The following is a 12,566-nucleotide window of genomic DNA, read 5'->3' as shown; positions in this document are numbered from 1 at the left end:
TTGGGAAAGAAAGCTGGCCTCGTGGGCGGCCGATCTTCGCGAGCACAGAAATCTGCCAGCACGCGTTTCGCTCTGGAATGGCCAGTCGCATGACCTTGGCGTACCCCGGGCAACTGGAAGAGCGGCGACGACGTGATCATTCCGCTCACGTTTCAGGACGAACAGGTTATCAAAGAGAAAATTCCCAAGGGCTATCGTGCGGAGCATCCGTATCTGCGCTATACGCCGCAACCCGGCGAATAACGGATGAAATGCGACGCCGACCCGGGCGTCGGCGGCGTGAGGCAGGCGTTCGGACCCGGCCTCAGGAACGACGAATGCTGCGATCCTATGGGTTCGACCACTGGAGAGCACAATCATGTCCCATCGACTGAAAACAGGTGATCGCGTTACGTGGAACACCCCGCAAGGCGTGACGACAGGCACAGTCGTGCGCAGGATCATCAGGGATACGGAACTGGAGGGTCAGGTTGTCAGCGCGTCGAAGGACGACCCCCATTACGAGGTCGAAAGCGAGAAAAGCGGTCAGCATGCGGTGCATCGCGCGGACAGTCTGGAGAAGGTGCATAAGCACTGATCCGCGCCGGATCGAGAAACGACGCCGTTGCACCGGGCTGCGTCGTTGCAAGGTAGACCATCGAGACTCGCACGGCATGATCGGGCCGGCAGGGTACCGGCCCGCCATGCCTGCTAGGCTATCTTCTTCGCTTCGTCGCGCCAGTAGTGTTGCTGTTTCCACCCAAGAAGGCGCTTGAGTTTCTCATTGCTGAGCAGAGTCTCGAATTCGCCGAGTTGCTTTCTGAGCGGCACGCCCGGGTAGTAGCGCCGAAGCAGTTCCGCTGTGGGGACGTCGGACGATACGTCGTCGGCCGCGACGTTCATGACCTGAAAGCCGAGGCCATCCTTTTCGATGGCGAGCCGGCACGCGCTCGCGAGATCGCGGCCGTCGATATAGCTCCACGCAATCCTCTTGCGCAGTGCCGGGTCTTTGAGCCACTCCGGAAACTTCGCGTAGTCGCTGGGTTCGAGCACATTGCCGATACGCAAGCAGTAAATGTCGGAGCCGGTGCGCGCGTGAAACGCCTTCGCCGTCACTTCGTTGATCACCTTGGACGTCGCGTAGCTGTCCATCGGGTCCACCGGATATTCCTCGTCGAGCGGGAAGTATTCCGGATTGCGGTCGCGGTGCGCGAACACGATGCCGTAGGTGGTCTCGCTCGATGCCACGATCACCTTGCGGATGCCAAGCTTCGACGCCGCGTCGAGGATGTTGTACGTGCCCATCACGTTGATTCGGTAAACCTCGTTGTCGGGCGTGATCATGATGCGAGGGATCGCCGCGAAATGCACGATCGCGTCGATCGGCTTGGGTTCGAGGTCGTTGGCGAATTCCCCCGGCGCCGTGCTCGATGCCAGCGCATTGAATACCTGGCCCGCATCGGTGATGTCCGTAATCAACGTGCGCGCGGTGCGCGCTGCCATCGGCACGCGATCGACGTTCATCACCTCGTAGCCGTGCTCGATCAGGTCCTGGACGACCCATTTCCCGGCCAGGCCGCTGCCGCCGGTCACAATCACTCGCTTCGTCATGTGCTCCTCTTCTCCTGTTGTCCTTCTTGTTGCGGTGGCGCTGCGTGTCCCTGATGCGGCAGTGCTGGTCTGTGCTCAATGCGTTCGGCTGAGACGACGTTCAGGCGTTGATCCAGGCTCGCGCCTGTTCCAGCTCGTTGACGCGAAACGCCTTCATTTCGGCCTTCGTAAAGAACCGCGCCAAATGCATCGACGCGTGAATCCAGCCCGCGTCGGCCACCACGGCGGCGCGCGTGACCTTGCGGGCGACGGCGACGCCGAGCGTCAGGTCGGTCCACAGCGCCTTCGGTTCGATGCCGCTGAAATGCTCGATGCGTTCGAGCACGCGGGTCTTACCGTTCAGTTCAAGATCACCACGCATGCGCTCGATGGCTTCGCGCAGTTCGTGGTCGGTGATTTTGCCTTCGACGGTTATTTCGATGACCGGTGAATCGGGTACGGTGTGATACACGATCATGGCAGGACCCCTGGCGAGAGAGACGTTACACGCTCAGGCACAGATGAACCTGGCGTCCGACGGTGTGCTCATGGTACCCCTTTCCATACGCCCGGTTGGGTTGCGAGCGTATTGCCATCGAGATCGACGACGAGCGGCCGGCCGCGGTCCGGCGTGATCGGCGCGTGGTTCACGACTGCGGCACGATCACGAACAGCTGGTAGGGACGCGCGGGCAACTCCCGTCCCCACGCGGTCTTGCCCACCTCGAGCGCAACCGGCGCTGCATGGCTTAGCGACGATGCAGTCGCGATGCAGTCCGAGTCGTCGCCACGGCACACGATTAGCGTACCTTGGCGCGCGAAATCGGCGGGTGTGATCCAGGGCGTTGCCGCCGGCCAGTGGAGATCCCAGAAGCGGGCGCGGCCGCCGTCATAGAACACCATCGAAGCGGCCTCATGCGTCGAGCCCGCCACGATCGACAGCGGCCGGCTGGTGCGTTCGCGCCATACTGCCTGCGCGGCCGCCGCGAGTTCCGCACGCGGCTCGGCCGCGTCGTCGGTATTGCGCCGCGCCCCCGTGTAGCCGACCACTGCCGACACCGCGAGCACCAGCGCCCAGTAAACCGCCATCGCGCGTATCGCGCGCCGCGGCGCGAACTCGACGCGGGCTTGCGCGAGCACGGCAAGCCAGAGCGGCACGATCGCGAACCACTGCGCCATGCCCCAGACCGAGGCCATCTGCGTCTTGCCGGTCACGGACAGCACGCCCACGGCGAACAGCGGCCCCAGCGCGAGCCACCAGAGATCCGGGTGCGACGCGGGCCGAACGACGCTCAGCGCCATCAGCCGCGCAGCCCCGCGGGAGCGCACCATCAACAGCACGAAAACGAAACTGAGCGCGAGATAGCCGATCTGCGCGAGCGTGTAGATGCCAAAGCGCCCGACCGCGGCGAGCAGGGTGCCGCCGGTGCGTTGCGCGGCATACTCGAGCGTCGGGAAATGATTGACCATCATCCAGTGGACGTGCGGGGCCAGCACGGCGACGCCGGCCGCCACCGCGAGCAGCGAATCGACGCTGACGAGGCGCGCACGCCATGCGGGGCGCGCGAGCAATGCCAGCAACAGCCCGAGCAGCAGCACGATCGTGAAGTACTTGCCCAGCACCGCAAGCGCCGCGCACGCTCCGAGACCGAGCGCCGCGCCGCTGCGCGCGAGGCGGCTGCCCGGTTGCGCGTAGCGGACGAAAAAGTAGGCGGTCCACGGCCAGACCGACAACAGGATCGAGTTCGGATTGAATTTGATGGCGAGATTCGAGTAAAGCGGCGATACCGCCATCGCAAGCCCGGCGAAGATCGCGATCTGGCGCGGCACGAAGCGGCCGGCGAGCGCGACGATCCCGGCGAGGCCGACCAGCACGTTCACCGCCGACAGCGCGAAATACGCGAGATCCGTATGCGGGAACACGCTGAACCAGGCCGCTGCGACCCACGACGAAAGCGGCGGGTGCTTTGCGTAACCGGCCTGCCACTCGATGCCCCAGACGTAGGTCTCGACCATGTCGCCCTGGATGTCCAGATTGCCGCGCGCGAGCCAGGCGGCGAGAGTCCAGACGACTGCGTGGAAGGGTAGCAGCCAGCCGAGTGATGCGATGCCTGCGGCGGCAGGTTGGTCGGAGGCCGAGGCGAGCGACGGAGGATGCGAAAGCTGGGTCGACATTGAGCGTGATGGTCTGTGTGCCGCCGTACCGGGCGGCGTTTTTAGCCCGGCATTGTAATATGAGCTTATGGAACAAGTGGGCGAAACCGACAGACCACCCGGCAACCCATGGCGCCGATCGAGTTAAAAAGGCTTGATGGAGGAAGGACGCTAGCGGCGAAAATTGGCCCGTGAAGGGCGCGCGTCCATCGACTAACAGAGCTGCATGCCGCTAATGGGCCTGGCAGTCACAGCCGGCCGCCAGGCGAATGAAGCGGAACGCCGTCACGACCATCAGCTGCCGCGCATCTTCGGCAGCCGGGTGACCGTCGTACCAGCCGGAGCTCAGGGCGCGGTTCTGGCTATCGCACATACATCATGTCAGAAGACGTCCCCATTCATAATCGACACGATCGGGTAGCATGGGACTTACGCCGGCCCCCGGCGTAAAGGTGAGTTCGCCGAAGAACACCCGGTCAGATGGTGAGTACAGGTCGACGCGTACATAATCGAAACCCTCGGACAAAAGCGCCGCCGTATCAAGCAACAACTCCAGATTGTTCGGCCGCGGTGCCGGTCTCGTGCTGCGAACGTAGGGAGCAAACTCGAGGTCGATACGGTTCCATTGTGCGTCGTATGTGTCGCCGCGCGTATTACTTCCGAAACGGTCTGAGATCACGAAGATAAACATCACAGGTCGCCCCGATCCGTTCGCAAAGCAGTGAACCTTGTAGTCGGCTGGAATCATGCCGTGCTCGTCGAGCAGCAGACTCTCGAAGTAAATGCGTGGCTGAATTCCTCGGTAGTGCCGTTCCCGCGCATTTCTGTAGAAATTGGTGGAGAGCCATTGGCTGGCGAGGAGCTGGAGATGTTCAAAACTCTGCTGCGACTTGTCCCGGACGATTTCTACAAAATTGTTTCCATGATTTGCCTTCATGACGAAGGAATTCGGCAACATGTCGAAAACATTCTGCGTAAAGTCCGAGGGTGCGGAGATGATGGGGATAAGGTATTTCTCACCGATCTTTTCTCTGACGTAATCGCGCACGGTCAGTTTGTCCGTCAACGCGCTGTATCGCGAGTCCGGCCGCAAGCAACGTAGCAGGATTTTCTCGTTGTAGGTTGTGGGGTGAAATAGTTTAGGGAAGCGCCCGATACGCTTCCGGTGTAGCAAGCTGAGGAAAACCGCATCGGGAAGAAGCTGTTTCGCGTTGTCTTTCGTCCATTGAACAATGGACTGGGACGGGTAGGTCATTACACGTCTCCCAACAATGACTACGCACGGGTATCAACGTTCCTGAAGGTGCGACTGACAGAAGTTCGATGCAGCCAGCAGAGGCTATGATCATTCGACAAGAAGCCAACGTCAAGAGCGGTGCCGCCGCATGTATCGCACCACGGCCGAGTAGCTATTGATATTCACAAAGGCAAGCCCGGCTGATATGGCGATCGCATTCACTACAGCAAATCCGCTCAGTGCCAATAATCAGAAATAATGGGCCGCTGACCTTGTTTCCTGACCTGATGTGTTCGCAATAAGCGTCAAGAACGCGCTTGAAGTGGAAGGTACCGTACGCATGGGGATCGTCGCTTCGATCGACGACTACGCGTCGTCTGGCGCAGCCGAACATCCAGGTACGGCTGATTGGCCGGGATCAACCAACGTAGATAGCGAACCTCGGACATGCCACCTGACGCGGCTGCTCGTGCAGGATGTCTGCGAGCGGAACCAGTTTCGGAGTCGGCCATATGGGTCGGCGCATATCGCTAATTCATCTTCCAGGTGATCTTGTTATGCACCTCGACCGCATGCGTGCCGATGGCGGGTGGGTGCAACAGTTGTCCCGAGAACGTCCCCGTGCCGCTAATTCCTTTGTACTTGCCGGTACCTCCGGTCAAAGTTTGAGTGTCCGTTTCGAAGGTGAGGTTGATCTTGTCACCGTCCACATCAGTTTCGGTGCAAGCACCCTTCACTTCATATTTGCCGCTTCTAGCGCTTTCATAGAAAAGGCAGTGAACCGACATACGATCGAAAGGTTTTTCTCCGACTGAATTGCGCGTGGTCCCGAACCCCTCGATCAGCAAACTAGACCCTTGATCGCCCATGTCGATGGTGGCCAGTTCGTGGTTGATAGCGTAATTCGTATAGGTCGTGCTACCGTGCCGAGGCATATCGAACGTCTGGGCCAATGTCGCGCCGGCGGAAACAGTCATGGATGCGGCCAATGCCAATTTTGTTAACGTTGATTTCATTTTCCCTGCTCCGTTGACTACTTCTCGAAACTCGTACTACATTGCGGGCTCCATAGAACTGTAATAGATACTTGGTTTGAATAGAGATAGTGTGGGTGATGCTTGCAGAAAAGATGGCAATGCCCCCTTGCTGCAAGCAAAACACTCCTGTGACGGCGCCGGCCAGTGACACTTCCGTCAGCCGTCGCATGACCGGACAATCGCCTTATTGACCGCTCTTCGCTGTATTTAGGGCATCGTTCGGCGGCATCGAGGGCGTATCGGGCTCGTTCTTGCCGAGTTCATTCTTGCCCGGTATCGCATCCAACGGGCTCGACACGGGGTCTCCGTTACGCGTCATGCCGGAAGTTGCCGCGCCATGCGCGCTACCTCCGCCGCTTCCACCATTGCCATTTCCGCTCCCCTGAGCAAACGCGACGCCTGCCACCATAGTAGCGGCTGTGCAGGCCAAGGCCACCTTCAGTGCGTAATTCATGATGCGTCTCCTGCAAGTTCGACGAGATTGATTCGCGTCGAGACTGATGTGCCGCTCATGACGACAAACCGTTTGCGTAGCGGCAGTGCGCAAGCGGTTGAATTCCGGTCGAATACGCTGGATACGCGTTGCGCGAGGGCCCGGTATGGGGATTAGTCGCGCGCCGCCGCCATTAATGACGCGGCAGTCGCCGCATCCATGCGCGATTCGTTGCAAGATGCGAGTTCGCTGGCAAGAGCAGCGTAGGCACGGCGGGGTCAGGTCGCACGAAGGTATGCCGAATCAACGCCGAAATTGCGCCGAAAGATGTGACCACGACGACGGCGTATTGAAGGCACTCGCTTGGATTGGTGGAAGATGATTTGTGCTTCAGGCGGGCGCGGATAACCGCGGTTTTCGGTGCAAGGAGGCTGAATCTGCCGCGCCGCTTTTTGTTCTATCGCGCCGGAAATGCCATCGCTGTGACTTGCTCGACATTGAGCCGTGCACCTTCGCTGGCAAATCGATCGCGCTCCTCACGCGTGAATGATGAGTCGACAATGTCTCGCGCATGCTCGTAGCTGGACACCGCATGCGGAGGTATCCAATCGCGGTAACCAAGGTCTGCCTGCAGCAGGCGCCTGTCAATCCAGGCAATTGTCCTCGCGGCGTCGGCAAGACGGCCCTGCCGCACCAGCAAATGCGCTACGTAGCAGTAGGGACAGGTCATCGGACCATCCGCATGCATCGACAGCGTGCAAGCGCTGCGCAATTCAAGCTCAGCCGTTGCGATGTCGTCGAGATAAACGAGCGCCGCGCCGCGTACAACGAGGATTTGCGACCGCAGGTGGACACTTCCGGTCACGCTGGCGCTGTCGAGAACATCGTTACATCGCCGCAATGCGGAAGCAAAGTCGCCCGCCATCAAGTCGCAGGCGGCCAGCAAAAATTCGCAGCGGTCTCCGAAGAAGCTGTCGCCACGGCGATGCCCCTGCAATGCCGCATTGGCCAGTCTTCCTGCTTCGTCCGGAGTGCCATCGATATAGTATGCGCAAGCCGCTCTGCACCAATCGGTGTAAGTTTGCAACCACGACGGCCATGCGTCGTCGTACAGGGCTTCTGCCTCGGCCAGTGCTGCCTTCGCCGCGTCGCGATCGGCCAGCATGGCAAACTGGAGCGCTGCAACCATCAAGGAACTGAAGACACCGAAGCGGTCGTTCAGGCTTTGAAAGAGTCGAGCCGCCTTGAGTGCCAAAGCGGCCTGGCGCTTCGTCTCCGTGCGCATGCGGAGATCCGCGACGGCAAACCAGAAGCGCGCCGCGAGTCGAGGCGGCATCGACTCGTCCACCCAGGGCTCGATCGTGCGGTACAGCCGCGCGCCTTCGTCGTTGAAACCTCGTGCATCCCATAGCCTGTCCGTGGCAGCGGCAAGCTCGACCGCGATCTGGCGATCGCCCGTCGGTCCAAGTGCCCACGCCACGGCCGCGCGCACATTGTCCAGGTCTGGCGCGATGCGACGCATCCGCGCCAGAGGCTCCTCGAAGGGATCGTCTCCGGTCAGGTTCTCCGCCAGCGCTTCGGCGTGGCGCCGGCGCGTCGCATCGAGCGCACCAGTGAGGGCAAGCCGCTCCAGGGCAAAGGCCCGGCTGCTTTCGAGCAGCCGGTAGCGCGGCATCCCGCCGCCTTCAACCATCACGAGCGATTTGTCCACGAGCGAGGCCAGGTGATCAATGACTGCCCAGCTATCGATTGTCTGGTCGCTCGCCGCGCGCTGTGCGGCTTCGAGCGGGAAACTGCCCATGAACACGCCGAGCCGGTCGAACACGGTCTGCTCGGGCGCCGTCAGCAGCCCATAACTCCACTGCAGCGCCCCCCGCAAAGTCTGATGGCGGGGCAGTGCGGTTCGATTCCCGCCCGCCAGCAGCCGCAACTGCTCGTCGAGCCGCAGCCTCAGCCCATGCACGCCGAGGAGCGCCCCCCGCGCCGCGGCGAACTCGATCGCCAGCGGAATCCCGTCGAGCCGCCGACAGATCTCGACCACATCGCACACGTTGCCGCTGTCGACCGTGAACTTCGGATCGGCGGCCTGGGCGCGCGCAACGAACAGCTGAATCGCGCCAAAACCCAGCGCGACGGTCGCGTCGGCGCTCGCGGGCACGGCCAGCGCGTCGAGCCGAAAGATCTGCTCCTGATCGATATGCAACGGTTCCTGACTGGTGACCAGCACCCGCACGCCCGGTGCAGCGGCCACGATCTGCGCGACCAGTTCCGCTGCCTGTTCGAGCAGGTGTTCGCAGTTGTCCAGCAACAGCAGCAGTCGCTGATCCCTGATCAGGTGCACCAGCGACGTGAGCCCACCGGCTTCGGGCGCGATCTGGTGGCCCAGCACGCGCGCCACGGTCGGCACGAGCAGCTGAGCGTCTGCCAGCGAGGCCAGTTCGACAATCCAGGCGCCGTCTGCATAGTCGCGGTGCAGCCGGCGCGCCACGGCCTGCGCCAGCCGTGTCTTGCCGATGCCCCCGGGGCCCACCACACTGACGACACGGGAGCTCTGCAGCAAACGCGTCAACGAGGCAATGTCTTCCGCCCGCCCATAGAGCGGTGGCATCTGGGCCGGCAGATTGCCGGTCGCCCGTGCGGACCTCGTCAGGAAAGTGCTGCCTTCTCCAGCCAACCCATCGAAGGTCCGCGGCTGTGAAGAGGTCCTCTGGTCCAGACCTTCGCGAGAAGTCGACCCGATTGGCTGGACGTCAAAAATATAGCCCCGCCGCGGCACTGTTCGAATCAGCTGCTGGCGTCGATCGCCCAGCGCCGCGCGCAATTCACCGATGCACTGCACCAGAGAATCGTCAGTGACAATAACGTCGCGCCACACGGCCTCGATGAGCTCTATTCTGCCGAGCAGGCGACCGGGGTGCTGCGCCAGATGCAGCAATAGCGCAAAGGTCTTGGGTCTGAGGGCAATAGGGCGTCCCTCGACGCGCAGTTCGCCGCGCCCTATATCGATGTCGAATCCGGGGTAGTGCAGTACAGATACGATGGCGTCGCTGACGGAGTCCGGCGTCGTGATGAATTTCTGAGATTTTCCCTCGTTCATTCGCCCATCGTCGTGCGAGTCGACGCCTCCCTGACCACCGTTGTTCGGTGCTACTGACCCGGCTGGGTCTGACCGGGATGATGGCATGGACACCGCCACTCCCTTCGTGAACGCGCGCAGAGCCCGCATCTATCGTGCCACTTTCGTCCTATCGTCCCGGAAATGCCATCGCTGTGACTTGCTCGACATTGAGCCGTGCACCTTCGCTGGCAAATCGATCGCGCTCCTCACGCGTGAATGATGAGTCGACAATGGCTCGCGCTTCCTTGTAGCTGGACGCCGCAGCCGGCGGTATCCAATCGCGGTAACCAAGGTCTGCCTGCAGTTGACGGTTGTCAATCCAGGCAATCGTCCTCGCGGCGTCGGCAAGGCGGCCCTGCCGCGCGAGTAAATGCGCCACATAACAGTAGGGATGGGTCATCAGACCGCTTGCATGCATCGACAGCGTGCACGCGCTCTGCAATGCAAGTTCAGCCGCCTTGAAGTCGCCGAGATAGACGAGCGCCGCGCCGCGCGTAAGGAGGATGTGCAACTGCAGGTGGACAGTCTCTGTCACCCTCAATCGGTCGAGAATATCGTTACATCGCCGCAACGCAGAAGCAAAGTCGCCTTCCATCAAGTCGCAAACGGGAAGCATAGTTTCACAGCGGTCTCCGTAGAAACTGTCGCCACAACGATGGCCTTGCAACGCCGCTTGGGCAATCCTTCTTGCCTGATCCGGCTTGCGGTCGATGTGATAGGCGAAAACCGCTCTGCAATACGCGACGGACGTTCGCAGCCACGATGGCCACGCATCGTCAAACAGGGCTTCCGCCTCGGTCAGCGCTGCCTTCGCCGCTTCGCGATCGGCCAGGAAGGCAAACTGATGCGCGGCCACCGTCAGGGACCTGAAGGCTCCGAACCGGTCGTTCAGGCTTTGAAAGAGTCGAGCCGCCTTGAGCGCCGAAGCGACCTCGCGCTTTAGCTCCGTGCGCATGCGGAGATCCGCGACGGCAAACCAGAAGCGCGCCGCGAGTCGAGGCGGCATCGACTCGTCCACCCAGGGCTCGATCGTGCGGTACAGCCGCGCGCCTTCGTCGTTGAAACCTCGTGCATCCCATAGCCTGTCCGTGGCAGCGGCAAGCTCGACCGCGATCTGGCGATCGCCCGTCGGTCCAAGTGCCCACGCCACGGCCGCGCGCACATTGTCCAGGTCTGGCGCGATGCGACGCATCCGCGCCAGAGGCTCCTCGAAGGGATCGTCTCCGGTCAGGTTCTCCGCCAGCGCTTCGGCGTGGCGCCGGCGCGTCGCATCGAGCGCACCAGTGAGGGCAAGCCGCTCCAGGGCAAAGGCCCGGCTGCTTTCGAGCAGCCGGTAGCGCGGCATCCCGCCGCCTTCAACCATCACGAGCGATTTGTCCACGAGCGAGGCCAGGTGATCAATGACTGCCCAGCTATCGATTGCCTGGTCGCTCGCCGCGCGCTGTGCGGCTTCGAGCGGGAAACTGCCCATGAACACGCCGAGCCGGTCGAACACGGTCTGCTCGGGCGCCGTCAGCAGCCCATAACTCCACTGCAGCGCCCCCCGCAAAGTCTGATGGCGGGGCAGTGCGGTTCGATTCCCGCCCGCCAGCAGCCGCAACTGCTCGTCGAGCCGCAGCCTCAGCCCATGCACGCCGAGGAGCGCCCCCCGCGCCGCGGCGAACTCGATCGCCAGCGGAATCCCGTCGAGCCGCCGACAGATCTCGACCACATCGCACACGTTGCCGCTGTCGACCGTGAACTTCGGATCGGCGGCCTGGGCGCGCGCAACGAACAGCTGAATCGCGCCAAAACCCAGCGCGACGGTCGCGTCGGCGCTCGCGGGCACGGCCAGCGCGTCGAGCCGAAAGATCTGCTCCTGATCGATATGCAACGGTTCCTGACTGCTGACCAGCACCCGCACGCCCGGTGCAGCGGCCACGATCTGCGCGACCAGTTCCGCTGCCTGTTCGAGCAGGTGCTCGCAGTTGTCCAGCACCAGCAGCAGTCGCTGATCCCTGATCAGCCGCACCAGAGACTTGAGCCCACCGGCTTCGAGCGCGATCTGGTGGCCCAGCACGCGCGCCACGGTCGGCACGAGCAACTCGCCGTCTGCCAGCGAAGCCAGTTCGACAATCCAGGCGCCGTCTGCATAGTCGCGGTGCAGCCGGCGCGCCACGGCCTGCGCCAGCCGTGTCTTGCCGATGCCCCCGGGGCCCACCACACTGACGACACGGGAGCTCTGCAGCAAACGCGTCAACGAGGCAATGTCTTCCGCCCGCCCATAGAGCGGTGGCATCTGGGCCGGCAGATTGCCGGTCGCCCGTGCGGACCTCGTCAGGGAAGTGCGCTCTTCCCCAGCCGACTCTGTGTTCGAAGGGACTGCTCTTCTGACAGCCGTATCGACGAAATCAGAAGACTGCCTCGGCGCTCCTTCCCGAACCGATTGCGGCACGCCGATGCCGCCATTGAGCGCGAGCGATGGTGAAGGTGCCGTCAGGTCCGCGCCTTCGTCGGAAAACGACCCGACCGGCCGGACGTCAAAAATGTAGCCCCGGCGCGGCACCGTCCGAATTAACTGCTGACTTCGATCGCCCAGCGCCGCGCGCAATTCACCGATGCACTGCACCAGAGAATCGTCAGTGACAATAACGTCGCGCCACACGGCCTCGATGAGCTCTATTCTGCCGAGCAGGCGACCGGGGTGCTGCGCCAGACGCAGCAATAGCGCAAAGGTCTTGGGTCTGAGGGCAATAGGGCGTCCCTCGACGCGCAGTTCGCCGCGCCCTTTATCGATGTCGAATCCGGGGTAGTGCAGTACAGATACGATGGCGTCGCTGATGGAGTCCGGCGTCGTGATGAATTTCGCGGAATTTTCGGCGTTCATTCGGCCAATCGTCGTGTGAGTCGACGCCTCCCTGACTATCCTTGTCCGAGTCATCCATTGATGGAGCATATGACTCTAGCGACCTTGCCGCCAGTATTTGATGCCTTTTCGGACGCAAGCGTGCATCGCGCTACCCGATACGGTCCGTTATGC

At 62.1% G+C, this 12,566-nt stretch carries 9 protein-coding genes and 1 pseudogene; 2 read left to right on the top strand and 8 right to left on the bottom strand.

The genetic code is table 11. The features are described 5' to 3' along the window. Positions 1-102: 102 nt before the first annotated feature. Together QFZ91_RS04905 and QFZ91_RS04900 are read left to right on the top strand one after the other, a co-directional pair. Positions 103-243: pseudogene (locus tag QFZ91_RS04905) on the top strand (peroxidase); the annotation flags it as partial. A gap of 115 nt (positions 244-358) precedes the next feature. Then, on the top strand, positions 359-577 hold the full coding sequence (locus tag QFZ91_RS04900; protein WP_176121968.1) for a DUF2945 domain-containing protein: 219 nt from the start codon (positions 359-361) through the stop codon (positions 575-577). A 113-nt stretch (positions 578-690) separates the two neighbouring features. On the opposite strand, the gene QFZ91_RS04895 is transcribed toward QFZ91_RS04900, so the two are convergent. The 8 genes from QFZ91_RS04895 to QFZ91_RS04860 form a co-directional block, all read right to left on the bottom strand. Then, positions 691-1,590, bottom strand: a complete 900-nt coding sequence (locus QFZ91_RS04895; RefSeq protein ID WP_429566427.1) for an NAD-dependent epimerase/dehydratase family protein — start codon at positions 1,588-1,590, stop codon at positions 691-693. 100 nt (positions 1,591-1,690) lie between these two features. Further along, positions 1,691-2,047 carry an STAS/SEC14 domain-containing protein gene (locus QFZ91_RS04890; protein ID WP_176121970.1) on the bottom strand — a complete coding sequence of 119 codons (357 nt, stop codon included), beginning with the start codon at positions 2,045-2,047 and terminating at the stop codon, positions 1,691-1,693. 169 nt (positions 2,048-2,216) lie between these two features. Next, complete coding sequence (locus tag QFZ91_RS04885) at positions 2,217-3,743, bottom strand: glycosyltransferase family 39 protein (protein ID WP_429566426.1); 1,527 nt, start codon at positions 3,741-3,743, stop codon at positions 2,217-2,219. A gap of 355 nt (positions 3,744-4,098) precedes the next feature. Next, positions 4,099-4,977: an ATP-grasp fold amidoligase family protein gene (locus QFZ91_RS04880; protein WP_368717375.1), complete on the bottom strand. Its 879-nt coding sequence runs from the start codon at positions 4,975-4,977 to the stop codon at positions 4,099-4,101. A 512-nt stretch (positions 4,978-5,489) separates the two neighbouring features. Beyond that, positions 5,490-5,975, bottom strand: coding sequence for a hypothetical protein (locus QFZ91_RS04875; protein WP_429566425.1), 486 nt, complete (start codon positions 5,973-5,975; stop codon positions 5,490-5,492). Between the two features lie 205 nt (positions 5,976-6,180). Further along, positions 6,181-6,450, bottom strand: coding sequence for a hypothetical protein (locus tag QFZ91_RS04870; RefSeq protein ID WP_429566424.1), 270 nt, complete (start codon positions 6,448-6,450; stop codon positions 6,181-6,183). Positions 6,451-6,886: 436 nt separating this feature from the next. After that, positions 6,887-9,526, bottom strand: a complete 2,640-nt coding sequence (locus QFZ91_RS04865; RefSeq protein WP_429566423.1) for an ATP-binding protein — start codon at positions 9,524-9,526, stop codon at positions 6,887-6,889. A 148-nt stretch (positions 9,527-9,674) separates the two neighbouring features. Further along, positions 9,675-12,413, bottom strand: a complete 2,739-nt coding sequence (locus QFZ91_RS04860) for an ATP-binding protein (protein WP_429566422.1) — start codon at positions 12,411-12,413, stop codon at positions 9,675-9,677. Positions 12,414-12,566 lie beyond the last annotated feature (153 nt).

This window comes from Paraburkholderia sp. JPY419, from assembly GCF_050435705.1.
GTDB classification, from domain to species: Bacteria; Pseudomonadota; Gammaproteobacteria; order Burkholderiales; family Burkholderiaceae; genus Paraburkholderia; species Paraburkholderia youngii.
This window is presented reverse-complemented; position numbering and strand designations above follow the sequence as displayed.

What these genes read in the sequence shown, in the direction of transcription:
- QFZ91_RS04900 (WP_176121968.1), top strand. Translation starts at nt 359, where the DNA reads ATGTCCCATCGACTGAAAACAGGTGATCGCGTTACGTGGAACACCCCG.
- QFZ91_RS04895 (WP_429566427.1), bottom strand. Translation starts at nt 1,590, where the DNA reads ATGACGAAGCGAGTGATTGTGACCGGCGGCAGCGGCCTGGCCGGGAAA.
- QFZ91_RS04890 (WP_176121970.1), bottom strand. Translation starts at nt 2,047, where the DNA reads ATGATCGTGTATCACACCGTACCCGATTCACCGGTCATCGAAATAACC.
- QFZ91_RS04885 (WP_429566426.1), bottom strand. Translation starts at nt 3,743, where the DNA reads ATGTCGACCCAGCTTTCGCATCCTCCGTCGCTCGCCTCGGCCTCCGAC.
- QFZ91_RS04880 (WP_368717375.1), bottom strand. Translation starts at nt 4,977, where the DNA reads ATGACCTACCCGTCCCAGTCCATTGTTCAATGGACGAAAGACAACGCG.
- QFZ91_RS04875 (WP_429566425.1), bottom strand. Translation starts at nt 5,975, where the DNA reads ATGAAATCAACGTTAACAAAATTGGCATTGGCCGCATCCATGACTGTT.
- QFZ91_RS04870 (WP_429566424.1), bottom strand. Translation starts at nt 6,450, where the DNA reads ATGAATTACGCACTGAAGGTGGCCTTGGCCTGCACAGCCGCTACTATG.
- QFZ91_RS04865 (WP_429566423.1), bottom strand. Translation starts at nt 9,526, where the DNA reads ATGAACGAGGGAAAATCTCAGAAATTCATCACGACGCCGGACTCCGTC.
- QFZ91_RS04860 (WP_429566422.1), bottom strand. Translation starts at nt 12,413, where the DNA reads ATGAACGCCGAAAATTCCGCGAAATTCATCACGACGCCGGACTCCATC.